The sequence below is a fragment of the Bradyrhizobium sp. Ken01 genome, from assembly GCF_055807355.1.
Map to the genome: position 1 here is coordinate 149,302 of NZ_JBVVPC010000009.1, position 23,389 is coordinate 172,690.

The window sequence follows — 23,389 nt, forward strand, 5'->3', positions numbered from 1 at the left end:
TCGAAACGCCGCGGGGTGCGACCGGCTGACCGGCCGCCGGCCTCTACAGCCCGGTATACCCCGCCTTCACGGGATCCACGCTGCCGTCGAGCTGCCGCAGATAGGTCAGGCCGCACACGGTCAACCTGTGCGTGTCCTTCTCGCCGGCTTGCATCAAGGTATTTAGGTAGTTCGTCACCTTTTCCCGCGCCTCCGCGCTCGCCGCAGAGGTGCGGTTGGCGAGCAAATCGTAGGTATGCATGATCCGGTCGATGGCAGCTTCCATGGCACCCTCTGATTCTTGCCGCGTTTGGGAGTTGAGATCAGGCAACCGCTTTGGCCTCGGACTGCGCCTCGAACCTGACGATGGCCTTGTTGGCCAGCCTGATCTTGTTGAATTCGCCGTGCTGGAGCAGCTTGATGACGATTTCGAGCAGGTGTTCGTCGGTGACGAGGGTGTCCCGGATCGCGCCGGAGCGGCGAAGATAGTTCGCGGCGATGGCATAGGCCTCGCTCACGAGTTCCACGTTCATCACCCCCACGCCACGCTCGACCAGCATCGTCCGCCCTCCGATCGAAGGGGATAAGCACCGAACCGGGAACTCGTTCCCACCGGTTGGGGATTTTTTCGCAACCGCGAAATAGAAAAAACGCACCGGTCCGGACAGAGCCGGGCCGGCGCGCTTGGGGAAGCTCAGGCACGTTCGGGAGACTTGCCGGTCTTGTTGTGGGCCGGCTTGGCCAAATCCCGTCGAAGAGCTCAGAGACGATACAGGATCTGGTCGGTCCAGAACCGCTCGAGGCGATGCAGCGACTTGTTCAGGGTCGAGAACTCCTCGCCCGAGATGCCACCGACCTGCTCCACGGTCTTGACGTGCTTCTGGTAGAGCGAGTCGACGATGCGGCGAACTTCCTGGCCCTGCGGCGTCAGGCGAATGCGCACCGAGCGGCGATCGACGCGCGAGCGCTGATGATCGAGGAAGCCGAGTTCGACGAGCTTCTTCAGATTGTAGGAGACGTTGGAGCCGAGGTAATAACCGCGCGTGCGCAGTTCGCCCGCGGTCAGCTCCTTGTCGCCGATGTTGTAGAGCAGGAGCGCCTGCACCGAGTTGATGTCCGCACGGCCGCGGCGATCGAACTCGTCCTTGATGACGTCGAGCAGCCGGCGATGCAGCCGCTCCACCAGAGTCAAAGCTTCCAGATAGAGCGTCTGCACCGAACCCTGCTGGCCGGAGACGCGTTCTGCGGTATCTGCCGCAGTTGCGACGGCTTTCATCATGACACTTCCCCTGTTGTCGTTTTTATCGACACTCATTCGACGAAACTTGTGTCCCGTCTGATAGGTGCAACTTAAGGGGGCTCGTTTGAAGATCGGCTTAAATAAGAGAATAAAGAGATCATGAATTTAAGACAGTGAATTGCGGATTAAGCCTGTGCCACAAGCACTTTTCGCAACAGTCTGTTGACTCTCGAAAGGTCCTGTTCACCCTCCGTCCGCCCCGATTGTCGCATTCCAGAACAGCCCCGCCCCGTTTCGAAACGCCCGCGTAAGAGCTGTGGCGGAACAGGCTGGTTAGCGAAAACTTACGTCGAATTTTACGCAACGAACGGTCAACCAAGCGGGCACAACTGCGCCCTCGTGTCCCGGACGAGCGTAGCGAAGATCCGGGACCCAGGGGCTACAAACGCGCTTGTGGAGAGATGGGCCCCGGCTCAGCAGCGCATCACTACGTGCTGCGCAGCGTCCGGGGCACGAGAGAAAGAGAGAGAGAGAGAGAGAACGTTGAAATGACTTCGCCTATGGCGGCCGTTCGCGTGCGGCCATCCAGGCGAGCGCGAGATAGGCGGCGAGCATGAAGGCTTCGACGCCGACCACAATCAGGCTGCCGCCGTAGATGCCCGGGAACATCAGCTCGATCACCGCCATCGACACCACGGTCGTCAGCCACACCACGGCGCCCCAAGGTGTGGCGAGCCAGAGGCCAACCGCGGCAACGAGCTCGATCACGGCGAAGTAGATGGTTGAGGCCTGCCAGGCCATCGACTGGTTCTCGAACGCCTCGTCCTCGCCGCCGACGAAGCCCGTCACCTGCGCCCAATGATAGAGGCCCTTGAGAATCGAGAGCAGCGCCATCACCCGCAGGAACAGCACGAGCCGGCGCGTCCAGACATTGTCGTCGGACTCGGCCCGATCCGACGAGATCGCCGCCACCGACATTGCGCTGTCTCTGGCATTGTCTCGGACGGCATCCCTGGCGCTGTCGCGGGCCGCATCGCGGGTGGAGATCTCGGACATGCCCCCTTCTGGCTGCTTTGCCCCGCAAAATCAATCGGCTGCCATCTTTTGCGGCAGGTCAACCCGCGGTGACGGGAACCATGCGAGCTGGTATAAGAATAATTCCAGCCGGAGGAAGAGTGATGGCGATCAAGTACGGGCGTCCGATCGAATTGCGCGAGGTCTCGCGCCGGGATGGCACTGGGGCCTCCCCTGCCCTCGATCTGACCGTCCGCCCACGCCGCAACCGCAAGGCCGAATGGGCCCGGCGCATGGTGCGCGAGAACGTGCTCACGACGGACGATCTGATCTGGCCGCTGTTTCTGATCGACGGCAACAACAAGCGCGAGCAGATCGCCTCGATGCCCGGCGTCGAGCGTCTCAGCGTCGACCAGGCCGTGCGCGACGCCGAGCGCGCGATGAAGCTCACCATCCCCTGCCTCGCGCTGTTTCCCTACACCGACCCGTCCCTGCGCGACGAGGAGGGCTCGGAAGCCACCAACCCGAACAATCTGGTCTGCCAGGCGGTGCGCGCGATCAAGAAGGAATTCCCGGAGATCGGCATTCTCTGCGACGTTGCGCTCGATCCCTTCACCAGCCACGGCCATGACGGTCTGATCTCCGACGGCAAGATACTGAACGATGAAACCGTCGCCGTGCTGGTGCGTCAGGCCCTGGTGCAGGCCGAAGCCGGCTGCGACATCATCGCGCCGTCAGACATGATGGACGGCCGCGTCGCCGCGATCCGCGAGGGCCTGGATCGCACCGGCCTCCTTGACGTGCAGATCATGGCCTATGCCGCAAAATACGCCTCCGCCTTCTACGGCCCGTTCCGCGATGCCATCGGCTCGGCCAAGACGCTCACCGGCGACAAGCGCACCTACCAGATGGACAGCGCCAACACCGACGAGGCGTTGCGCGAGGTCGAGCTCGACATCGCCGAGGGCGCCGACATGGTGATGGTCAAGCCCGGCATGCCCTATCTCGACGTCGTCCGTCGCGTGAAGGACACGTTCGCAATGCCGACCTTCGCCTATCAGGTCTCCGGCGAATACGCGATGATCGCCGCCGCCGCCAACAACGGCTGGCTCGACGGCGACCGCGCCATGATGGAGAGCCTGCTCGCCTTCAAGCGCGCCGGCGCCGACGGTGTGCTGAGCTACTTTGCACCGAAGGCGGCGGAGAAGCTGCGCGCTCAGGGGTAGGCCCCAATGTCGTCCCGGCGAAGGCCGGGCACACCTGTCTCTTCATCGTCGTCCTGGCGAAAGCCAGGACCCATACCGCGTGATCTATCGAGAGCACGCGGTATCGATACCGGCGAACGTACCAACTTCCAGTCATCGCCAAACTACGCCCTGGGGTAATGGGTCCTGGCTTTCGCCAGGACGACACGGAGGGTGTGGCGCCGCCACCACCTCCACCGCCCCCGAATCGCCGGAATATTTCGTCTTGTTAATCCCGGCACCCTTGGCACGCGGACGGCCTATTCCCATGTGCTGCCACGGGAGTTTCCCCTCGGGAGGACGGTGATGTCGTATTCGGACTCGGGCAATGCCTGGCGCAGTGATGGTGCGGCTCACGCCTACGATCCCTATCTGCACCCGGAACTGTTCCGCGGCGTTGCGACGCGGCGCGTGTTCGCTTTCCTGATCGACATGGTCGTGATCTCGGTGCCGGTGATCCTCGGCTACCTCTTCATCGCGGTGTTCGGCGTGGTCACGCTCGGCATCGGCTGGGCGCTTTTCTGGCTGGCCTGGCCGGCCTCCGTGATCTGGGCCATCGTCTATTACGGCGCCTGCATCGGCGGTCCGTCGTCCGCGACCATCGGCATGCGCGTGATGGATCTTGAATTGCGCACCTGGTACGGCGCGCCCGGCTATTTCGTGCTCGGCGCCACCCACGCCGTGCTGTTCTGGGTGACCGTCTCGTTCCTGTCGCCTTTCGTCGTCCTGGTCGGCCTCTTCAACGGCCGCAGGCGCTTGCTGCAGGATTTCGTGTTGGGAACGGTCGTGATCAACAATTCCGTTCGCGCGCCGGTGCCTCAAGGCGCCAGGACATACTGATCAGCGACCTTTCGATCATGGACCCGCTGATCAAGAACCTATCAACCTGGACCCGCTATGCTGTCCGATCTGACCTGCCGAGTAGACCAATTGACCGGCGGCTTTCGTAGCGCGATGCTGATGCATATTTTGGAGGCCCACGACGTCCCTTGACCCAGCACTCGCGCGACACCCCACAATTTTACCTCACGGCGCCCTCCCCCTGCCCCTATCTGCCGGGCCGGCACGAGCGCAAGGTGTTTACGCACCTCGTAGGTGAGCGCGCCGGTGACCTCAACGACCTCCTGACCCATGGCGGCTTCCGTCGCAGCCAATCGATCGCCTACCGGCCCGCCTGCGACCAGTGTCGCGCCTGCGTCTCGGTCCGGGTGATCGCCAACGAGTTCCGCCCCTCCCGCAACTTCCGAAAAGTCATCGCGCGAAACGCCGACATCATCGGCGAGCAGCGCAGCGCGGTGCCGACCTCCGAGCAATATTCGGTGTTCCGCGCCTATCTCGATTCCCGTCACCGCCATGGCGGCATGGCCGACATGACCGTGCTCGACTACGCCATGATGGTCGAGGACAGCCACGTCGAGACCCGCATCATCGAGTACCGCAAGCGCGGTCCCGACAGCGGCATCACCGGCCGCGGCGAGCAGCTGATCGCGGTCGCGCTGACCGACGTGCTCAGCGACGGCCTGTCGATGGTCTATTCATTCTTCGAGCCCGGCGAAGTCAGCCGCTCGATGGGCACCTTCATGATCCTCGACCACATCGCCCGGGCTCGCCGGCAAGGACTGCCTTACGTCTATCTCGGCTATTGGATCGAGGGCTCGAAGAAGATGGACTACAAGGCCCGCTTCCTGCCTCAGCAGCGCCTCGCGCCGTCAGGCTGGCTGCGCATCGACGCACAGGGCGATGCCGCGTCCGAGCCGCAGGATTAGCTCTCCGTCATGCCACGCGAAAGCGGCGCATCCAGTACGCCGCGACGCCTCGGGTCATTCACAACTGTCTCTGGAATACTGGGTCGTCCGGTCGAGCCGGACGACGACAGCCGTGTTCACCCGAACAGCGTATCTGCGAGCAGCTTCAAGTTCAAAATCACAATGATGCCCGCGACGATCCACGCGATCGCCGCGACCCACACCGGGATTACGAACTTGCCCATCTTGCGACGGTCGGAGACGAAGCGGACCAGCGGGATGACCGCGAAGGGCAACTGCATCGACAGCACGACCTGACTGAACACCAGCAGATCGGCCGTGCCGCGCTCGCCATAGATTGCGGTGACGACGATCACGGGAACGATCGCGATGCCGCGCGTCAGCAACCGGCGTGCCCAGCTCGGCAGGCGCAAATCGAGAAAGCCCTCCATCACGATCTGTCCGGCGAGCGTCGCCGTCACCGTTGAATTCAGGCCCGAAGCGAGCAGCGCCACCGCGAACAGCGTCGAGGCGATGCCGAGGCCGAGCAGCGGAGACAGCAGCTCGAAGGCCTGGCCGATCTCGGCCACATCAGAATGGCCGCTCTTGTGGAACGTCGCAGCCGCCACCACGAGGATCGCCGCATTGATGAACAGCGCCAGCATCAGGGCGACGGTCGAATCCGTCGTCGCCCATTTGATCGCCTCGCGCCGGCCCGTGTCGTTGCGCTCATAGGCGCGCGTCTGCACGATCGAGGAGTGCAGATAGAGATTATGCGGCATCACGGTCGCGCCGATGATGCCGATCGCGATGTAGAGCATCTCGGGGTTGGTGAAGATCTCGGTCTTCGGCACAAATCCCTTCAGCATCTCGGCCACCGGCGGTGCCGCCGCGGCAAGCTGGACCGTGAAGCAGACTGCGATCACGACGAGCAATGCGATGACGAAGGCTTCGAGGAAACGGAAGCCACGATTCATCAGGATGAGCAGCAAGAAGGCGTCCAGCGCAGCGATCAGCGCGCCGCCGATCAGGGGAATGCCGAACAGGAGTTTTAGCGCGATGGCGGTGCCGATCACCTCGGCGAGATCGCAGGCGATGATCGCCGCCTCGCAGGCGATCCAGAGCAGGAAATTCACGGCCGGCGAATAGGTCGCACGGCAGGCTTGCGCGAGATCGCGGTCGGTGACGATGCCGAGCCGTGCCGCCAGCGATTGCAGCAGGATCGCCATCAAATTTGAGAGCAGGATGACCGAGAGCAGCGTGTAACCGAACTTGGACCCGCCGGCGAGGTCGGTCGCCCAATTGCCGGGGTCCATGTAGCCGACCGACACCAGATAGCCCGGACCGACGAAGGCGAGCAGCCGCCGCCACCACACCCCCGCGATGGGGAGGGCGACCGAGGCATTCACCTCGGCAAGGCTCTTGGTCGCAGGCGCGTCATTGCGCCAGCCGGCGGCGTCTCGGGTCAAATCGGGCGAGCGAGCATCCATGGGGCGAGAATACCGAAGTCGAGCCTTATTGCAACTCATTTGCAACTGCATCTAGCCGGGTGCGTTCCGGTGGCGGTCGCTATTTGGCGCCCTGTCGGGAACCGGGTGGGTTCGGCGGCCTCCCGAGGCGGATAGTGGCGCTAACCCGACTTTGCAGGAAATGAGCCATGTCAAATTCCCCACGCCTCCCCGAGACATTCAACCGCCTCGCCTGGTCGAACCTGGCGGCACAGTCGGCCGAACAGATCGCGCTGGCCGCGGCCCCCATCGTCGCGGTGCTGACGCTCGGCGTCGCCGAAGGCCAGACGGGCCTGCTCCAGACCGCGCTGACCCTGCCCTTCGTCCTCTTCGCCATCCCGGCCGGCCTGCTGGCCGACCGCATCTCCCGCCGTTCGCTGATGGCGGGCGCGGAGGCGCTGCGGGCCGCGGCCCTTGCAGCGATCGTGCTGCTGCTCGCACTCGGCGCGCTCAATCTGCCGCTGCTGGCTCTGCTCGGCTTTGCCGCCGTGTGCGGTACCGTCGTCTACAGCGTGGCCGCGCCGGCGTTGGTGCCCTCGCTGGTGAGTTCGGACCTGTTGCCGGCCGCCAATGCGCGGATCGAGCTTGCACGCACCATCGCGTTCGCCAGCGGCCCTGCGCTCGGCGGCGCGCTGGTGGGGTGGTGGGGCGCGGGCCCCGCCTTCGGCTTTGCGGCCGCGCTGTCCGCAATCGCCGTCGTGCTGCTCTCCGGCATCTACGAGCCCGCCCGCACGCCGGCGCCACGGCGGCATCCGTTCCAGGACATCCGCGAGGGCGCAGCGTTCGTGTTCCACCATCCGCTGCTGCGGCCGGTCTTCATCACCCAGTTCATCTTCAACACCGGATGGTTCCTGCAGATCGCGGTGTTCGTGCCCTACGCCGTACGTCACCTCGGCCTGACCGCTGCCGGTGTCGGCGCCGTGCTGACGATGTACGGCGTCGGCATGGTGATCGGCGCGCTGTTCGCCACCCGCGTGATGAAGCGCATCGCGTTCGGCACGGTCGTCGGCCTCGGCCCCGTCACCGGGTTCGTCGCCGCGATGGTGATGGCGCTGACGGTGCTGGTCCCCTCGCCCTGGCTTGCGGCGTTGAGCTTCTTCCTGCTCGGCGTCGGGCCGATCCTGTGGGTGATCTCGACCACGACGCTGCGCCAGTCGGTAACCCCGCCGCGCCTGCTCGGCCGCGTCTCCGCCATCAACATCATGAGCTACGGCGCCCGTCCGGTCGGCTCGGCGCTCGGAGCTATCGTCGGCGGTGTCTGGAGCGCGGAAGCCTGCCTGTATCTCGCCGCGGCGGTGTTCGGCGTGCAGGCGCTGGTGATCTGGCTCTCGCCCGCGGTGGCGCTGGACCGGCAGCCGGACATGGTGGGCGATGAGGTGGCGGCGCGGTGTTAGACAATTTCTCTGGCGTCGTCCTGGCGAAAGCCAGGACCCATTACCCAAGGGAGCAGTTTGGCAAGAAATCGCCAACTACAAGTCTTCGCAAAACTACAGTCGGTGGTTATGGGTCCTGGCTTTCGCCAGGACGACATTGGGGGAGCAGCCAGCCTAGCCCGCCAGATATCGCTCGTAGCTCCCCGTCACCGGCTCGCTCGCGTCCACCTCGGGATCGAGCGTGTAGAGATCCTGCGCGCGGCCGATGCCGCGCAGGGCGTAGCGGCCGGTGGAGACGAGATAGCGACGGCCGGCGGCGTCAAGGCCCTTGTAGAACTCCGCCGAGGCCAGCAGCTCGCGATCGACCGAACGGCTCATCGAGGCGATGCGACTGACCTCGTTCACGGTCGGACCGACCACGGTGAAGTCTAGCCGGTCCTCGCTGCCGATATTGCCGTAAAAGACCTCGCCGACATGCAGGCCGATATAGGCGGACGTGGTGGGACGGCCCTCGGCCCCCCGCCGCAGGTTCAGCGCAGCGACGTTCTTGCGGAACAGATGCTCGGCGCGTAGCGCCGCGCGCCGGGCATGCGCCATGTCCTCGCCGGTGAACATCGCGAGCACGCCGTCGCCGATCAGCTTCAGCACATCGCCGCCGGCGTCGTGGATCGCATCGATCACGGCCTGCGCATAGTCGTTGAGGAACGGGATGATCTCGTCGGGGCCGATGCGCTCGCTGATTCCGGTCGAGCCGCGCAGATCCGAATACCAGAGCACGGCGTTGATGCGCTCGGTGACGCCGCGCGAGATACGTCCGCTCAAAACCTGCTCTGACGCATCGCGTCCGAGATAGACGCGGCCGAGCGTGCGCGCGATGTCGACCTGCTGCGCCGACTTGATCGCGAGCCCCAGCACCGGCACGAGATCGCGCAGCGCCGCGAGCTCGCCTTCCGCGAAGCCGCTGTCGCGTCGCGTTGTCCAGGAGGAGTAGAGGCAGTCCATCTGCCCAAGCGCTCCGGTCTCGCCGAAGCGGTGCACAAAGGCCAGGAAATGGCGGTGACCCGTTTCGGCGAGCTCGCCGATCTGCGAAAAATCGAGCGAGGGCGCGTCGGCGAGGTCGATCACCATCTCGTCGTGGCCATGCTCGAGCAAATGATAGAACACCGACCGGCGCCAATTGTTGGCCGCGTCGCCCTCGGCCGTCGAGCCGTATTCGACCACGTCGCTCTCGTTGCTCGGCGTATCGCTCCAGCGGAAGGCGCGCCCCTCGTAGATCGGGTGCAGCGTATCGATGACGACAAGCCCACGCGAGAGTTCCAGCCCCTCGGCGCGGCAGCGCTCGCAGAAGCCGCGCAGCAGTTCGGGTTCGGGCAGGCCGGTGAGCCCCTGGCCGGCCAACCAGTTCATCAACGCAAGGCGCGAGGTCAATTGCATGCGCCATTATGCCGTGCATTCGTGACGAGCGAAAGGCGGGGCGCGACCTTGCGTCAAGGCTCCCACCCGCGGTAGGTCGCATATGTCGCGGACGCTGTTGACGCGCTGCCGCCTCGGGCCGCAAATGCGAATGATGACACCGCCGACCAGAAATACCGGGATATGAGCCAGCGCCAGCTTCCGATCATCCTGGCGCTCGGTACCACGCAGACCCTGGCCTGGGCCTCGAGCTACTATCTGCCGGCGCTGCTCGCCGATCCCATGGCGCGCGATCTCGGCATCTCCTCGAACTGGGTCTTTGGCGCGTTCTCGGCCTCGCTGGTGATCTCGGCGCTGCTCGGCCCGCGTATCGGGCGACAGATCGATCTCGTCGGCGGCCGGCAGGTCCTCTCGGTGTCGAACCTGACGATCGCCGCCGGTCTCGTTCTGCTCGGCCTCTCGCAATCGGTGGCGGTGATGACGATGGCCTGGCTCGTGCTCGGCATCGGCATGGCGATGGGGCTCTACGACGCCGCCTTCGCCGCGCTCGGCCGCATCTACGGCACCGAGGCGCGCAGGCCGATCACCGGCATCACGCTGATGGCGGGCTTTGCATCCACCATTGGCTGGCCGCTCACCGCCTGGGGCCTCGCCCATATCGGCTGGCGCGACACCTGCTTCGCCTGGGCCGCCGCCAATATCCTGATCAGCCTGCCGCTGAATTTCTTCATGCTGCCGACGATCAAGGGCGCGAGGCAGGCCGCGGCGACAGCAGAGAAGCCGCATCTGCCGCTCGACCGCACCATGATCCTGCTCGCGTTCGTCTTCGCCGCGGTCTGGACCGTCACCGGCGCGATGGCCGCGCATTTTCCGCGTATCCTGGAGACCACCGGCGCGACGCCGGTCGAGGCGATCGCGGCCGGAGCGCTGATTGGCCCTGCGCAAGTGGCCGCGCGGGTTCTGGAAGCAGGCTTCCTCAGCCGCTTTCACCCGCTGTGGTCGACGCGGCTTGCCTGCCTCACCCACCCGATCGGCGCGGTGGTCGTGGCGATCTTCGGCGGCGCCGCAGCCAGCGCGTTTGCGCTGTTCCACGGCTCCGGCAACGGCATTTTGACCATCGCGCGCGGCACGCTGCCGCTGTCGATCTTCGGCCCCAAGGATTTCGGCTATCGCCTCGGCATCATCGGCGCGCCGGCACGGATGGCGCAGGCCGTGGCGCCGCTGGCCTTCGGCCTGCTCATCGACGTCATGGGCGCCAAGGTGCTGATCGTCTCCTCCGCGCTCAGCCTCTCGGCGCTGGCCGCGCTGTTCATGATCCGCGCGCAACCGCGGCCGGATTGACCGGGCGGGAGCTTTCGCGCACAAGCGGAGCATGACCGAAGACACGCGCCCGCCCCGCACATTCAAAGGCCTCCTGCGCTGGGCGACCACGCCGCCGCAGGCCTGGGGTGTCTATCTCCTCGCCATCATCCTGGTCTGGCTGATCTCCTTCTACGCCGGCTCGCTGAAGCCGAAGAAGGCGCCGGACGCGAGCCCGCCCGCCGTGACCGCACCGAAAGGCTAGCCGCGCTAGTCGTAAAACTCCGGCGACATCTTCTGGCTGTCGCGCTGGGACTTGTCGTGGTTGATCCACAGCTGCGCCTTCTCCTTACTGAGCGTGTCGGCGATCTTCTGCATCGAGGCCGCGCTATGGTCCTTGTTGGCGTTCATGCTGGGCACGCGGCGGTTGTCCCAATTGTCCTTGAAATGCACCGCATCGCCCGACAGCACGACGGCGCCGGTCTTCGGCAGCTTTACCAGCAACGATTGGTGTCCCGGCGTATGGCCGGGCGTCGACAGGATGGTCACGCTGCCGTCGCCGAACACGTCCTTGTCGCCCGCAAGCAGCTCGACCGGATGTGACGGCTTGAACCGCGGCTCGTTGTTGGCGCCGGGCCAGTCATACTCGGCCTTCTGCACGTAGAGCGTGGCCTGCGGGAATAGCTCGACATTGCCAGTGTGGTCGGGATGGGTGTGCGAGACCGCCATCATCTTGACGTCATCCGGCTTGAGGCCGAGCTGTTCGAGCTGGGCGGCAAGCGTCTTCGGCCGGCGCCAGGTCACGGCTTTGGGATCGGCTGGCGCAAGGCCATTCGGCATCGCGGCGACTGCGTCGGTGATGCCGGTGTCCCACAGGAACCAGCCCTTGGCGTGCTTGATGAGATAGCAGCTGTCGACGAAGTCCATCGTCTTGCCCTCGTTGAGGCCGGGCGTCCAGCGCGAGATGTCGCCAGCGGTGCCCTCCCCGCAATTGAAGACGTAGAGCTTTTCGACACCCGTCTTTTCGGACTGCGCGAGCACCGCATGACCGGACAGAACGAGTGCAGCGACGGCGACAGCGAGCTTGGTCCTTTTGATCCTCTTGACCCTTGGCATCATTCGTCCCTCCCTTGCAGCCATGTCGACTGCCATGTCGGCTGTGACCGAAGATCAACCCCGGCCAGTCCGCAGAATTCCCGCAAAAGACATTGTCAACGCGGGCAGGTCTCGACCTCGACGGTAACGTGGCTCAGCCCCTTCAGTCCGGCGAGCCGCTTTTTGTAGACCGCCGGCTGCTTGGGCTTGTCCGACACCACGGACACCAGCACGGCGCAATGGCCGGGACCGACCTGCCACAGATGCAGATCGGTGACGCGGTCGTCGCCGACCTCCATGCGCGCCCGGATCACACGCTCGAGCTTCTCGTCGGCGCGCACGTCGAGCAGCACCGCGCCTGACGTCTTGATCAGACCGAACGCCCAGCTTGCGATCACGGCACTGCCGATCAGGCCGACCGCCGGATCGGCCCAGGCCCATCCCGAATACATGGCGACCACGAGCGCGACGATCGCCAGCACCGAGGTCGCTGCGTCCGCCATGACGTGGACATAGGCCGCGCGGAGATTGTTGTCGTGATGCTGGTGATGATGATGATCATCGTGATCATGATGATCGTGATCATCATACGCATGGCCATGATGGTGATGACCATGGCTGTCGCGGAGCAGCCAGGCACTGGCGAGGTTGACGCACAGACCGAGGGCAGCGACCGCGATCGCCTCGCCATAGACGATCGGCACCGGATTGATCAGCCGCAGCACGCTCTCATAGGCGATCTCGACCGCGATCAGACCGAGGATGATCGCGCTGGCGAAGGCGGCGAGATCGCCGAATTTCCCAGTCCCGAAGCTGAAATGCGAGCTCCCCAGGTGCCTCCGCGCAAAGCGATAGGCGAACGCGGCAATCCCCAGCGCCGCCGCATGCGTGCCCATGTGCCAGCCGTCGGCGAGCAGTGCCATCGAGCCGAACAGCGAGCCGGCGACGATCTCGCCGACCATCATGACCAGCGTCAGGATGACGACGAGCCAGGTGCGCCGCTCGTTCTCGTCGTGCTTGTCGCCCAGGAAGGCGTGGTCATGGGTCCATTGTTCGACGGAATGAGAATGCATCGCAAAGTCTCCGAAAGGCCCGGGCCGTTGACCCCTAATATAGACCTGCGAGTCTTCTGGGCAAAATCGCCGGAACGAGCCGATTGACAGGTAGGTGCCGTTTCGGTGTAATGAAGGCCATGGGGATTTGAGCGATCTCCCCACGAGGCGACATGCCCAAGTATCGCGTCCCGTTGTTTTTCACGAGGGCGCATCATGTCTTCCTACACGACGATATCATCTGACAAACTGGCACGGTTGATCGGCACGGCGAACGCTCCTGCCCTGATCGACGTGCGCACCGACGAGGATTTTGCCGCCGACCGGCGGTTGATCCCGGGTTCGATCAAGCTCAGTCACGACAATGTTCCGGAATGGGGTGCCGAATTCGCCGGCCGCACCGCCATCGTCTCCTGCCTGCGCGGCGCAAAGCTGGCGCAGGGCACGGCGGCCTGGCTCAGGCAGCTTGGGGTCCAGGCCGAGACGCTGGAAGGCGGCTTCGAGGGCTGGAAGGACGCAAAGCTGCCGCTCCTCGATACCCGCAAGCTGCCGCCGCGCGACGCCAAGGGACGCACCGTCTGGGTGACGCGGGCGCGGCCCAAGGTCGACCGCATCGCCTGCCCCTGGCTGATCCGACGCTTCGTCGATCCAAACGCGGTGTTCCTGTTCGTGGCTCCGTCCGAAGTGGTCGCCGTCGGCGAACGCTTCAAGGCAGCCCCGTTCGACATCGAGAACGTGTTCTGGAGCCACCGTGGTGAGCTCTGCACCTTCGACGTGATGATCGAGGAGTTCGGGATTGCAGCGCCGGCGCTGCTCCGGCTCGCAACGCTGGTGCGCGGCGCCGACACCGGGCGGCCCGACCTTGCGCCGGAGGCCCCCGGCCTGCTCGCAGCTTCGCTCGGGCTGTCGCGGATGTATGATGACGACCTCGAACAGCTCGAGGCCGGCATGCTGCTCTACGACGCGTTCTACCGGTGGTGCCGTGACGCCACGTCCGAGACCCATAACTGGCCGACCAACAAGGCGAAGGCTTGATGGATACGCGTACGATCGAAGCAGGAGCTGATGCCGGTCACGGCGTCAGCTTCAGTGAAGCCTTTCGCGTCTGGCTCCGCGTCGCCTGCCTGAGTTTTGGCGGGCCCGCGGGCCAGATCGCGGTGATGCACCGCATCCTGGTCGAGGAGAAGAACTGGATTTCGGAAGCCCGTTTCCTCCACGCGCTCAATTACTGCATGCTGCTGCCGGGCCCGGAAGCACAGCAGCTCGCGACCTATGTCGGCTGGCTGATGCATCGCACCGCCGGCGGGCTGATGGCGGGCGGGCTGTTCATCCTGCCCGGCATCATCGCCATCATGGGACTGAGCTACGTCTACGCCGCCTTCGGCAACGTCAGCTTCGTCGAGGCGCTGTTCTTCGGGCTGAAGGCCGCCGTGCTCGCCATTGTCGTCGAGGCGGTGGTGCGCGTCGGCAAGCGCGCGCTGAAGAACCGCATCATGATCGCGCTTGCCGCGATCGCCTTCGTCGCGATTTTCTTCTTCGCGATCCCCTTCCCGGTCATCATCATCGCCGCAGGCGTCATCGGATATATCGGTGCCAAACAGGGCCGTCCGGAATTCGCGCCGGCCGGTCACGGCCCTGCCGGCAGCAGCGCCGTGATCGACAGCATGCTCGGCGACGCCGTGCCCGAGCATGTACGCCCCAACACCGCGCGCACGATTCGCGTCGGCGCGTTGTGGCTGGCGCTGTGGCTGGTGCCGGTGATCGCGCTGCTGCTCGCTGTTGGACAAGAGAATGTCTTCAGTCACATCGCACTGTTCTTCTCGAAAATGGCGCTGGTCACCTTCGGTGGCGCCTACGCAGTGCTGGCCTATGTCGCCCAGCAGGCGGTCGAGAATTATCACTGGCTCAAGCCGCACGAGATGCTCGACGGTCTCGGCATGGCCGAGACCACGCCGGGCCCCTTGATCATGGTGCTCCAGTTCGTGGGCTTCATGGCCGCCTACCGCGACGCCAGCGGGCTGTCGCCGATGCTCGCGGCCACGCTCGGCGGGCTGCTCGCGACCTGGGTCACCTTCACACCCTGCTTCCTCTGGATTTTTGTAGGCGCCCCCTACGTCGAACGGCTGCGCGGCAACAAGGGCCTCGGCGGTGCGCTCAGTGCCATCACGGCTGCCGTCGTCGGCGTGATCCTCAACCTCTCGATCTGGTTCGCGCTGCACACGCTGTTCCGCGACACCGTTCCGGTGCACGCCTTCCCGTTTGCCTTCGACATGCCGGTGCTGACCAGCGTCGATATCCCCGCGCTCGTGCTGTCGATCGCGGCCGCAACGGCGATTTTCCGCTTCAAGCTGGGGATGCTGACGGTGCTGGCGGGCAGTTGCGCTGCGGGCGTGGCATTGCGGTTGGCGGGGGTGATCTAGGACGCGAACTCAGTGGTTCGTTGCGTCCGGGGTGCCCTTGAAGGCGTCACTAAGCCGTCAGATTGCATGGCGGCTATGGGCCAAAAAGCGGCTGTCGTACACCGTCTCTTGAACTGGAAGGAGAGGCCGCCTTGCAAACGGCATCTCCTTCGTGCGGGAGACGATGACGGATGAGCGATGTCGTCAAGACCTGATGAACGAGAGCAGGTCGGGGTTGAGGACATCCGCATGTGTGGTGAGCATGCCATGGGGATAGCCGGGATAAGTCTTCAGCGAGCCGTTCTTAAGCAGGTTGACCGCACGCGGCACGGTACTTGCGAATGGGACGACTTGATCCGCCTCGCCATGCATCACCAGCACCGGCACGGTGATCTTCTTGAGATCCTCGGTGTAGTCTTCGAGCCAAGAGTCGACGGTCGCATAGTGAGCGAGGGCACCACCAGCCATGCCTTGGCGCCACCAGTTGGCGATAATGGCCTCCGAAGGCTTGGCTCCGTCGAGATTGTAGCCGTAGAACGGATTCTCAGGGACGAAACGGTAGAACTCCGACCGGTTACCCAACATACCTGCCCGGATCGCTTCGAACCACTCCGGCGGTTGACCGGACGGATTGTCCTCGCTCCGGTACATGTTCGGCGTCAGTGAAGCGACCAGCACGGCCTTCGCGACGCGCGCCGGGTGGCGAGCAACATAGCGAGCGACCTCACCGCAACCTGTCGAATGCCCGATATGTATCGCGTCGCGCAGGCTGAGGTGTTCAGTCAGGGCCGCGAGGTCGGCAACCCAATTGTCCATATTGTTGCCGGTGTTGGGTTGGTCGGACCGGCCGTGGCCGCGCCGGTCATGGGCGATCACCCGGTAGCCGTGGCGAAGGAAGAACATCATCTGGGCATCCCAGTCGTCCGCTGTCAGCGGCCAGCCGTGGCTGAACACGATAGGCTGACCTGATCCCCAATCTTTGTAGAAAATGCTTACGCCGTCTGTAGTCGTGATCGTCGACATCGAGTCGCTCCATCTGCGCTGTCAGATCTTTGTTGAAACGTTTGCGGACGGGGGTCTAAAAAGCAGGCAGGCCCAAGCTGATCAGGCCACAGACCGCGCCCCCTGGCTTTCCAAAAGACACGATGTTCAGCGGCCTCGCAGGCGAGCCCTTGGCGTGACGACACCCGATCGCCGACGCGTTATCGCCGGATCCGGCACGGCGCTATTCGTCGCTCCTGCGCATTCGCGTGCGTTTCCCGCTAAATGAGGGACTCCACTCTCGATCGCGCTGCAGAATTGTCGAGGCCGTACTGAATTGCGATCACGCCGTGCCTATCGGCCTGGAGTGCTGGGATCACTTTGCTAAAGACGATACTATGCTTCGGCGAAGACATTGTTCGTTGTCCTTTTTGGTTGAAGACTGCGAAACGGTAAATCCCTCTTTGGCTCCTGACCAAGACCTTGTAGGCTTCAAGCTATGCCTGGAAGATATACGAGGGATCATGGAGCTCCGGCACCTGCGCTATTTCGTTGCCGTCGCTGAAGAAGGCAGCCTGCTGAACGCCGCCGAACGGCGACTGAACACCTCCCAGCCGTCCTTGAGCCGGCAAATTCGCGATCTGGAAGCCGAAGTCGGCGTCCAATTGTTGGAGCGCCAGGCGCGAGGCGTGACGCTGACCGCTGCCGGACGCGTGTTTCTCGATCATGTGCGGCTGGCGCTGCTGCAGGTCGAGGCCGCAACGGAAGGGGCCCGGCAGACGGCGCAACCGCAAAGGCCCGTCCTCTCGATGGGCTTTCTCGTCGGGCTGGAGGTGATGTGGCTCCCCCAGCTGCTGCGCATCCTCCGCGAGGAAGCCCCCGATGTCGACGTGACGCTCAGCACGCAATCTTCGCCAGAACTCGCACTGGCATTGATGCGGGGAAAGCTGGACATTGCTTTCCTTCGTCCAGAGAAAGACAACGAGGGCGTCGTCTTCAAGATATTGGCGAAGGAGCCCTTGATTGCCGTGCTGCCGGCCGAACACCGCTTGGCGTCACGGAAGAAGATTCGTCCGCAGGATCTCGCCCGCGAGATCTATGTCAGCTCGGCAAGAACATCGCCGGTCTTGCAAGAGGTCATACAGGATTACGCATCTCGGGTCGGCATTACCCTCAAGGCGAAATACGAAGGCGAAAACATATCATCGGCCATGTCGCTCGTGGCTTCCACAGGCGGAATTAGCCTCGTCCCGCTCTATGCGCAGAACATGCTTGCACCGAACGTCGTCGCCAGAGCGCTCGAGGGCGGCACGCCGTCGGTCGATCTGGCGCTGGGATACAATCGGACCAATCCGTCGCCGCTGCTCCGCCGTCTTTTGTCCCGCGCGGATGAATTGGTTGCAAACGTTCAAAATCAGAGCATCATTCGCTACGTTGAAGCTGACTAGTAACCGATGCGAGAGTCCGCTACGGGGTCACAAGCCGTCGATGATGACCGAGCCGAACGACTCCCGCTCCGCCCTCAAAAGCTGCCGTCTCTCAGCACTTTGGGCCAAAGCTCGTCCCCCTCGCCTCCCCGTGCCCGTCGGGCAAAACAGCCGCGACCATTTCCGCCACACCGCCTGTCAAGCCCACCCCGCGAAATATTCCACTTTACCGAAATTCGGATTTGACGTACAAGCGACACACCCTGGCCCGAGACAAGGGGCGGATCGCGATCGTCACGAACCGCGGGCTGGGCAGCGATGGACGCGACGGCGTCGGGCATAACAGGCATTGCAGGGCGGCTTCGGCTGTGAGCAATGGCTTTCGTGCCTACGACACGATGCCGAAAGCGTCTTGGCATGGTTTCGGGTGTGAGCACACGCCAGCACTCGAAGCGACATGCGAGGACGTGCGCGGACGAACAAGTCGTGTGGTCCTGACGCCCGGGGTCTGTGCGTCAAGTCCTGCGGTGATGTGGCGGCCCAACCGGGCGCGCGCATCAGTCATCTGCATGGCGACGGGGGCAATAGTGCATCGCTCCCCGAGGAGAGCACGAAGGAGACGTTAAAACCATCGCGCAGGGAAGGCCGGGCGATCCGGCGAACCTGTGGTCCACCCCGTGTGCATTTCTATCGCGCACGGACCTGCGGGTGCCAGCCGGCGCCCGGCCTTCCCTGCGCCCTTGTCTCAACGAGGGCAATGCGACGAAGCAAACTCGGGCGGAACGCGCCGCGAGATCGCGAGCGCTCGTCCGCTGTTTGGATTGTATATCGGCGCGAAGACCAGTCATTCCACTCTCGCTGTCGTCGCCCGGCTTGACCGGGCGACCCAGTACTCCGAGACGATCGTGATTGAGAAGAGAAGCCGCGGCGTACTAGATGCCCCGGTCGAGCCGGGGCATGACAGCCTAGCGCGATCCCATCAGTTCCAATGTGGGAAGATTGGAACGGGGAGAATTCGCCAAGGTTAGCTCCCACTGCCGAGGACTCCGCTTTTTGGATGAGCCATGACCGATCTATCCATCGATGCGCGACTGCTTGCCCCTGACAATGACCGGCACGGCGTCAATTTCACGGTCGTCGTTGTCGCTGCGGCAATTCTTCTGGCGGGCGCAGCGGCCTTGTCAGGTACGATCTCCCGGCAACAGGGATTGTTGTTTCTTGTCGGAGGCGCACTTGGCCTGACGCTGTACCATGCGCTGTTCGGGTTCACCTCGGCCTGGCGCGTCTTCATTGTCGCGCGACGAGGCGCCGGCCTCCGTGCGCAAATGGTCATGCTGGCGCTGGCAACCGCCCTCTTCTTTCCGGCCCTGGCGCAAAGCACGCTGTTCGGCGTCGCCGTGCATGGCGAGCTCGGCGCAGTGGGCGTGGGCATGCTGACCGGGGCGTTCCTGTTCGGCCTTGGAATGCAGCTTGGCGGCGGCTGTGCATCGGGAACGCTTTATACCGCCGGCGGCGGCAACACCCGCATGCTGGTGACGTTGGCGGCCTTCATCGCCGGATCTACGCTCGGTGCATTGCATTTGCCGTGGTGGAGCGCGCTGCCGAACATCGGCGCCGTCTCGTTGATCGAACGGCTCGGATGGCTGCCGGCGCTCGTGCTCTGCTGGGCTGTGATGGCTGCAATCTACCTCCTCACCGTCAGGGCCGAGATCGCCCGGCACGGCCAACTCGAGCCGGGAGCGCGGACGAAGCTGCGCGGCGCGCGCCGCTTCATGCAGGGGCCGTGGCCGCTCCTGTGGGGCGCGATCCTGCTTGCGATCGGAAATTTCGCCACGCTGTATCTAGCGGGACGTCCCTGGGGCATCACCTCCGCTTTCGCGCTCTGGGGATCGAAGATCCTGATGGGCTTCGGCGTCGACGTCGCCTCATGGCCCTATTGGCAGGGTGCTCGGGCCGCCTCGCTGCACCAAAGCGTCTTCGCCGACATCACCTCCGTGATGGACTTCGGCATCATCCTGGGAGCGTTGCTGGCCGCGGGCCTCGCCGGCAAATTCCATCCGACATGGCGCATCTCCGCATCCTCGCTCCTTGCAGCCATCATCGGCGGCCTGCTGCTCGGGTATGGCGCCCGGCTCGCCTATGGCTGCAATATCGGCGCTTATTTCAGCGGAATCGCATCGGGCAGCCTGCACGGCTGGTGCTGGCTGGTCGCGGCTTTCGTCGGCAACATTCTGGGAACACACCTCCGACCGCTGTTCGGCCTGGCCGTCGAGCGGTAGGTTTTTCGCATGCGCGTTCGTCAGACCGCCGTGGCGGGACCGGCGATTGAACCTACCGCATCATCATCCGCGCAATCGCTTCCCCAATCACCACTGTCGTGAAGTGGGTGTTGGCCCGGCAATCCGATGGCATGATCGAGGCGTCGGCGACGCGTAGGCCGGAGATGCCCTTCACGGTGCCGTCAGGGTTGACCACGCCGTCAGCGTCGTTGACGCCGGTCATGCGGCAGCTGCCGGCAGCATGCTGGATGTCGCCGGTCTCACGCCGCAGCAGCGCGTCGAGCTCCTGATCGGGCAAGGCCGCAGCCTGCGGCAGCGTCAGATCGGTGTCGGCGAGCCGGATCCAGTCGGTGATGCCTGATAACGCCGGCTGGGCGGTGATCACGGCGAGCCGCCTCACCGCATCCATCATGCGCAGCATGTCGCGGGGATCGGCCAGCATGTTCTCCTCGACAACGGGATCGATCGCGGGATCGGTCGAGGCCAATTTGAGCGTGCCACGCGAATAGGCGTTGAACAGCCCGGCCCCGATCGCTCCGGGCACACCGATGCCGCGGTGGTTGAAGGCGATCAGGATCATGTCGCGCTTGCCGCCGTCGGCGAGGCCCGACGAGTAGGTCACGCAGCAATTGGTATGACGCGTGTCCGGATCGGTCGGCCGCAGGTCTTCCTGGAGCTGGATCGTGGCGCGAAACAGCGGATGGTCGAAGAAGTGCTTGCCGACCGGCAGGTCGCGCTCGACCGCAATCCCCATCGCCTTCAGCTCATCCGCAGGTCCGATGCCCGAGCGCAGCAGGATTGCCGGGCTGTGGATGGCGCCTGCGCACAGCACGATCTGGCGCGCGCTGATCTCGCGGGTGCCCTGCCCCTCGATGTGAACACGAAGACCGGTCGCCCGACCGTCGCTGATCAGCACGCGATCGACCAGCGCATGCCCGCGAATTTCCAGATTGGCGCGACCGCGCGCGGGCTCCAGATAACCCTCATTGGTGGTGATGCGGCGGCTGTCGCGGCTGTTGATGGGATAGCAGGCGACGCCCTCGCCATCAGGGCCGTTGACGTCGGCGCACCAGGGATAGCCGCTCGCCAGCGCCGCATCGCGCAAGCCACGATCGATCGGGCCCCACTTTTCCGGCGGCGCCCGATAGACCGGCAGCGGTCCGCCGCGGCCATGGCCGGCGGCGTCGCCGAATTCCAGATCATCCTCGATCACCGAGAACAACGGCATCACGTCCCTGGCCGACCAGCCGGTGCAGCCATTTGCGGCCCATTCGTCGAACGCATCGGCGACGCCGCGGATGGCGATCTGGCCGTTCATCATCGAGGAGCCGCCGAGCCCCTTGCCGCGCCAGTAGAAGCGCGGCTCCTGCCCGGCCACTCGGCGCGTCAGAAGATCAGGCCACTGCCATTTCTCCTGGTACTCGCGCTTGTGGATGATCGGGATGGGATTTGGCGTCCGCACCTCCCAGGGCGCTTCGGCAGCGCGCCAGTCGAGGCCGGCTTCAAGCAACAGCACGCGGCGTGCGGGATCTTCCGAGAGCCGCGCCGCAACAGCGGCGCCGGCGGAGCCGCCGCCGACAACAATGACATCGTACATCGCGCTACTTCTCAACGTTCCAGAACACCGGGATGGCCGACGGTATCTGACCGCGCAAAGTCGTGCGAGAGGCGGCGGGCTGGGCGAACTGGCCCCACGGTATAGCGGGCGCCTGGTCGTACATGACGGCCTGGATATCGCCTGCGATCTTCTTGCGATCCTCCTCGGCGGGCGCCTTGGCAAAGGCCTCCATCAGCGGCGTGATGCGCGCGTCGCATTGCCAGCCGGTGAAGTCGGCGCAGTTGAAGGCGACCATGACGTTGGTCAGCGGCGAGCCGAGGTCAAAACCGCCGGCGTGAACGCCATAGACGCTCCAGCCCTCCTTCTTGGCGCGGCGCGCCAGCACGCTCGCCCAGTCCATCACCTGGAGGTCGACGTTGAAGCCGGCCTGTTTCAGCCGCTCGGCCAGCACCTGCGCCGAGACGCGGGGGGCTTCGAGATCGTTGGCCTCCATCACGACGACAGGCTCACCGGCATATTTCGTCGCCTTCAGCGCGGCCTTCGCCGCTTCGATCGACGGCTTGGCGGCGGATTCCGTGCCGGCCTTGCTGTCATAGGTGGTGCCGCAGGTGAAGTACGTCGCGCAAGGAGCCGCGTATTTGGCGTCCAGGCCGAGTGCGTCCAGCACCTCGCGCTGATCGACCAGCTTCCACAGCACGCGTCTGATGGCGGGATCGTCGAACGGCTTCGATGCGGCGTTGAGGCGATATGCGCCCGCGAACATGTTGCCGCCGGTGAAATTGACGAGCTTCACGCGTGCGTTCTTCTCCATCGTCGGCAGCAGATCGAACGGCGCGTATTGCATGAAATCGACTTCGCCGGCCTGCAGCGCGGAGGCTGCGGTCGCACCATCTGGAATAACGCGGATCTCGAGCGTGTCGATGTTGACGCGCTTGCCGCCGGCGAGGAAGTCGGCAGGCTCGGGACGCGGCACGTAATCGGCGAACTTCTTCAGGATCATGCGATCGCCGGTGCGGTGATCTGCTTTGCTGTAGACGAACGGGCCGGAGCCGACGATTTCGGTGATGCGCTGGTCGCCGGGCGTTTTGGCAACGCGCTCGGGCATCATGAAGGCGACCGGACTGACGGGATTGCCGAGCGCGTCGATGACGAGACCAGACGGCTCCTTCAGCGTCAGCACGAAGGTTTTTGCGTCGGTGGGCTCGAGCGAGGCCGTGATCGCGAAGATGCGGCGGCCGAGCGCACTGCGGGTGCCCCAACGACGCAGCGAGGCGACGCAATCGGCGGCCGTGACCGGCTGGCCGTCATGCCATTTCAGGCCGTCGCGCAGCGTGAAACTGTAGGTCAGGCCATCGGCCGAGACTTTCCAGTCCTGCACCATCTGCGGCTTGATCTCGCCTTTGGAATCCTTCGCAAACAGCGTGTCGAACACCATGTAGCCGAACGTGCGCGTAATGTAGGCTGTGGAGAAATGCGGATCGAGCGTGATGATCTCCGCCTCGAGCACCGCGACGAGATTGCCCGCCGCATGCGCCGGCGGCGCGGTCAGCGCCAAGGCGAATAGCGCCGGAATAAAAGCCTTCAGTTTGGACATTGGTGCCTTTTGCCTGTTGACGAGCTGTTTGCTGTCGCCAGGAAAAGGCAATGTTCGTGCCCGTTCGAGGAAGGCACTTATGCGCTCACAGCTATCTGCCGCGCGTTTGCGCGCTGCACCCTCGCTGTCGTCGCCCGGCTTGACCGGGCGATCCAGTACTCCAGAGAAAGCTACGATTGAGCCGAGAGG

At 64.4% G+C, this 23,389-nt stretch carries 21 protein-coding genes and 1 pseudogene; 10 read left to right on the top strand and 12 right to left on the bottom strand.

The window, feature by feature from the left end; translation table 11 throughout:
* Window positions 1–43: 43 nt before the first annotated feature.
* The 4 genes from AC0L3S_RS12185 to AC0L3S_RS12200 all read right to left on the bottom strand — a co-directional run bounded on the left by AC0L3S_RS12185 (window position 44) and on the right by AC0L3S_RS12200 (window position 2,275).
* Window positions 44–265, bottom strand: coding sequence for a hypothetical protein (locus AC0L3S_RS12185; RefSeq protein WP_473279230.1), 222 nt, complete (start codon window positions 263–265; stop codon window positions 44–46).
* Window positions 266–302: 37 nt separating this feature from the next.
* Window positions 303–539, bottom strand: a complete 237-nt coding sequence (locus AC0L3S_RS12190; protein WP_473259669.1) for a hypothetical protein — start codon at window positions 537–539, stop codon at window positions 303–305.
* Between the two features lie 200 nt (window positions 540–739).
* The gene (ldtR, locus tag AC0L3S_RS12195; RefSeq protein WP_007603420.1) at window positions 740–1,258 is read right to left on the bottom strand and encodes a transcriptional regulator LdtR; all 519 of its coding nucleotides are present in this window, start codon (window positions 1,256–1,258) and stop codon (window positions 740–742) included.
* Between the two features lie 519 nt (window positions 1,259–1,777).
* A complete protein-coding gene (locus AC0L3S_RS12200) occupies window positions 1,778–2,275 on the bottom strand; it encodes a DUF6163 family protein (RefSeq protein ID WP_473259667.1) in 498 nt (165 codons plus the stop codon).
* A 122-nt stretch (window positions 2,276–2,397) separates the two neighbouring features.
* Here AC0L3S_RS12200 and hemB point away from each other — a divergent pair, with 122 nt between their 5' ends.
* From hemB to AC0L3S_RS12215, 3 genes are all read left to right on the top strand, one after another.
* Window positions 2,398–3,459, top strand: a complete 1,062-nt coding sequence (hemB, locus tag AC0L3S_RS12205; protein ID WP_247289350.1) for a porphobilinogen synthase — start codon at window positions 2,398–2,400, stop codon at window positions 3,457–3,459.
* Between the two features lie 324 nt (window positions 3,460–3,783).
* Window positions 3,784–4,317 carry an RDD family protein gene (locus AC0L3S_RS12210; RefSeq protein WP_473279231.1) on the top strand — a complete coding sequence of 178 codons (534 nt, stop codon included), beginning with the start codon at window positions 3,784–3,786 and terminating at the stop codon, window positions 4,315–4,317.
* A 149-nt stretch (window positions 4,318–4,466) separates the two neighbouring features.
* Window positions 4,467–5,243: an arginyltransferase gene (locus tag AC0L3S_RS12215; RefSeq protein WP_027518334.1), complete on the top strand. Its 777-nt coding sequence runs from the start codon at window positions 4,467–4,469 to the stop codon at window positions 5,241–5,243.
* A 116-nt stretch (window positions 5,244–5,359) separates the two neighbouring features.
* On the opposite strand, the gene AC0L3S_RS12220 is transcribed toward AC0L3S_RS12215, so the two are convergent.
* A complete protein-coding gene (locus AC0L3S_RS12220) occupies window positions 5,360–6,712 on the bottom strand; it encodes an Nramp family divalent metal transporter (RefSeq protein WP_473279232.1) in 1,353 nt (450 codons plus the stop codon).
* A 167-nt stretch (window positions 6,713–6,879) separates the two neighbouring features.
* Here AC0L3S_RS12220 and AC0L3S_RS12225 point away from each other — a divergent pair, with 167 nt between their 5' ends.
* A complete protein-coding gene (locus AC0L3S_RS12225) occupies window positions 6,880–8,124 on the top strand; it encodes an MFS transporter (protein WP_473279233.1) in 1,245 nt (414 codons plus the stop codon).
* A gap of 153 nt (window positions 8,125–8,277) precedes the next feature.
* On the opposite strand, the gene AC0L3S_RS12230 is transcribed toward AC0L3S_RS12225, so the two are convergent.
* Entirely contained in the window at window positions 8,278–9,537 is a 1,260-nt protein-coding gene (locus AC0L3S_RS12230; protein WP_473279234.1) for an adenylate/guanylate cyclase domain-containing protein, read from the bottom strand.
* Window positions 9,538–9,699: 162 nt separating this feature from the next.
* Here AC0L3S_RS12230 and AC0L3S_RS12235 point away from each other — a divergent pair, with 162 nt between their 5' ends.
* The gene (locus AC0L3S_RS12235; protein WP_473279235.1) at window positions 9,700–10,857 is read left to right on the top strand and encodes an MFS transporter; all 1,158 of its coding nucleotides are present in this window, start codon (window positions 9,700–9,702) and stop codon (window positions 10,855–10,857) included.
* A 31-nt stretch (window positions 10,858–10,888) separates the two neighbouring features.
* A complete protein-coding gene (locus tag AC0L3S_RS12240) occupies window positions 10,889–11,080 on the top strand; it encodes a hypothetical protein (RefSeq protein WP_473279236.1) in 192 nt (63 codons plus the stop codon).
* A 5-nt stretch (window positions 11,081–11,085) separates the two neighbouring features.
* Here AC0L3S_RS12240 and AC0L3S_RS12245 read toward each other — a convergent pair whose 3' ends face one another.
* The gene (locus AC0L3S_RS12245; protein WP_473279252.1) at window positions 11,086–11,931 is read right to left on the bottom strand and encodes an N-acyl homoserine lactonase family protein; all 846 of its coding nucleotides are present in this window, start codon (window positions 11,929–11,931) and stop codon (window positions 11,086–11,088) included.
* 95 nt (window positions 11,932–12,026) lie between these two features.
* Window positions 12,027–12,983, bottom strand: a complete 957-nt coding sequence (gene dmeF, locus AC0L3S_RS12250; RefSeq protein ID WP_473279237.1) for a CDF family Co(II)/Ni(II) efflux transporter DmeF — start codon at window positions 12,981–12,983, stop codon at window positions 12,027–12,029.
* Between the two features lie 195 nt (window positions 12,984–13,178).
* On the opposite strand from dmeF, the gene AC0L3S_RS12255 reads away from it, so the two are divergent.
* Both AC0L3S_RS12255 and chrA read left to right on the top strand, forming a co-directional pair.
* Window positions 13,179–13,997: a chromate resistance protein ChrB domain-containing protein gene (locus tag AC0L3S_RS12255; RefSeq protein ID WP_026233570.1), complete on the top strand. Its 819-nt coding sequence runs from the start codon at window positions 13,179–13,181 to the stop codon at window positions 13,995–13,997.
* Window positions 13,997–15,382: a chromate efflux transporter gene (gene chrA, locus AC0L3S_RS12260; RefSeq protein ID WP_473279240.1), complete on the top strand. Its 1,386-nt coding sequence runs from the start codon at window positions 13,997–13,999 to the stop codon at window positions 15,380–15,382. Before AC0L3S_RS12255 ends, chrA begins: the two co-directional genes overlap by 1 nt.
* 183 nt (window positions 15,383–15,565) lie before the next feature.
* Here chrA and AC0L3S_RS12265 read toward each other — a convergent pair whose 3' ends face one another.
* Window positions 15,566–16,384, bottom strand: coding sequence for an alpha/beta fold hydrolase (locus AC0L3S_RS12265; RefSeq protein WP_473259642.1), 819 nt, complete (start codon window positions 16,382–16,384; stop codon window positions 15,566–15,568).
* A 275-nt stretch (window positions 16,385–16,659) separates the two neighbouring features.
* Window positions 16,660–16,758, bottom strand: a pseudogene (locus tag AC0L3S_RS12270) (alpha/beta hydrolase); the annotation flags it as partial.
* A 108-nt stretch (window positions 16,759–16,866) separates the two neighbouring features.
* Between AC0L3S_RS12270 and AC0L3S_RS12275 the strand changes: the two are divergent.
* Both AC0L3S_RS12275 and AC0L3S_RS12280 read left to right on the top strand, forming a co-directional pair.
* The gene (locus AC0L3S_RS12275; RefSeq protein WP_473279253.1) at window positions 16,867–17,790 is read left to right on the top strand and encodes a LysR substrate-binding domain-containing protein; all 924 of its coding nucleotides are present in this window, start codon (window positions 16,867–16,869) and stop codon (window positions 17,788–17,790) included.
* A 1,043-nt stretch (window positions 17,791–18,833) separates the two neighbouring features.
* Window positions 18,834–20,048 (top strand): YeeE/YedE family protein, encoded by a 1,215-nt coding sequence (locus AC0L3S_RS12280; RefSeq protein WP_473279241.1) that lies wholly within the window; start codon window positions 18,834–18,836, stop codon window positions 20,046–20,048.
* A 52-nt stretch (window positions 20,049–20,100) separates the two neighbouring features.
* Here AC0L3S_RS12280 and AC0L3S_RS12285 read toward each other — a convergent pair whose 3' ends face one another.
* Window positions 20,101–21,645, bottom strand: a complete 1,545-nt coding sequence (locus AC0L3S_RS12285; RefSeq protein ID WP_473279242.1) for a GMC family oxidoreductase — start codon at window positions 21,643–21,645, stop codon at window positions 20,101–20,103.
* Between the two features lie 4 nt (window positions 21,646–21,649).
* Complete coding sequence (locus AC0L3S_RS12290) at window positions 21,650–23,200, bottom strand: ABC transporter substrate-binding protein (RefSeq protein ID WP_473279243.1); 1,551 nt, start codon at window positions 23,198–23,200, stop codon at window positions 21,650–21,652.
* Window positions 23,201–23,389: the final 189 nt, after the last annotated feature.

What these genes read in the sequence shown, in the direction of transcription:
- AC0L3S_RS12185 (WP_473279230.1), bottom strand. Translation starts at nt 265, where the DNA reads ATGGAAGCTGCCATCGACCGGATCATGCATACCTACGATTTGCTCGCC.
- AC0L3S_RS12190 (WP_473259669.1), bottom strand. Translation starts at nt 539, where the DNA reads ATGCTGGTCGAGCGTGGCGTGGGGGTGATGAACGTGGAACTCGTGAGC.
- ldtR (WP_007603420.1), bottom strand. Translation starts at nt 1,258, where the DNA reads ATGATGAAAGCCGTCGCAACTGCGGCAGATACCGCAGAACGCGTCTCC.
- AC0L3S_RS12200 (WP_473259667.1), bottom strand. Translation starts at nt 2,275, where the DNA reads ATGTCCGAGATCTCCACCCGCGATGCGGCCCGCGACAGCGCCAGGGAT.
- hemB (WP_247289350.1), top strand. Translation starts at nt 2,398, where the DNA reads ATGGCGATCAAGTACGGGCGTCCGATCGAATTGCGCGAGGTCTCGCGC.
- AC0L3S_RS12210 (WP_473279231.1), top strand. Translation starts at nt 3,784, where the DNA reads ATGTCGTATTCGGACTCGGGCAATGCCTGGCGCAGTGATGGTGCGGCT.
- AC0L3S_RS12220 (WP_473279232.1), bottom strand. Translation starts at nt 6,712, where the DNA reads ATGGATGCTCGCTCGCCCGATTTGACCCGAGACGCCGCCGGCTGGCGC.
- AC0L3S_RS12225 (WP_473279233.1), top strand. Translation starts at nt 6,880, where the DNA reads ATGTCAAATTCCCCACGCCTCCCCGAGACATTCAACCGCCTCGCCTGG.
- AC0L3S_RS12230 (WP_473279234.1), bottom strand. Translation starts at nt 9,537, where the DNA reads ATGCAATTGACCTCGCGCCTTGCGTTGATGAACTGGTTGGCCGGCCAG.
- AC0L3S_RS12235 (WP_473279235.1), top strand. Translation starts at nt 9,700, where the DNA reads ATGAGCCAGCGCCAGCTTCCGATCATCCTGGCGCTCGGTACCACGCAG.
- AC0L3S_RS12240 (WP_473279236.1), top strand. Translation starts at nt 10,889, where the DNA reads ATGACCGAAGACACGCGCCCGCCCCGCACATTCAAAGGCCTCCTGCGC.
- AC0L3S_RS12245 (WP_473279252.1), bottom strand. Translation starts at nt 11,931, where the DNA reads ATGCCAAGGGTCAAGAGGATCAAAAGGACCAAGCTCGCTGTCGCCGTC.
- dmeF (WP_473279237.1), bottom strand. Translation starts at nt 12,983, where the DNA reads ATGCATTCTCATTCCGTCGAACAATGGACCCATGACCACGCCTTCCTG.
- AC0L3S_RS12255 (WP_026233570.1), top strand. Translation starts at nt 13,179, where the DNA reads ATGTCTTCCTACACGACGATATCATCTGACAAACTGGCACGGTTGATC.
- chrA (WP_473279240.1), top strand. Translation starts at nt 13,997, where the DNA reads ATGGATACGCGTACGATCGAAGCAGGAGCTGATGCCGGTCACGGCGTC.
- AC0L3S_RS12265 (WP_473259642.1), bottom strand. Translation starts at nt 16,384, where the DNA reads ATGTCGACGATCACGACTACAGACGGCGTAAGCATTTTCTACAAAGAT.
- AC0L3S_RS12275 (WP_473279253.1), top strand. Translation starts at nt 16,867, where the DNA reads ATGGAGCTCCGGCACCTGCGCTATTTCGTTGCCGTCGCTGAAGAAGGC.
- AC0L3S_RS12280 (WP_473279241.1), top strand. Translation starts at nt 18,834, where the DNA reads ATGACCGATCTATCCATCGATGCGCGACTGCTTGCCCCTGACAATGAC.
- AC0L3S_RS12285 (WP_473279242.1), bottom strand. Translation starts at nt 21,645, where the DNA reads ATGTACGATGTCATTGTTGTCGGCGGCGGCTCCGCCGGCGCCGCTGTT.
- AC0L3S_RS12290 (WP_473279243.1), bottom strand. Translation starts at nt 23,200, where the DNA reads ATGTCCAAACTGAAGGCTTTTATTCCGGCGCTATTCGCCTTGGCGCTG.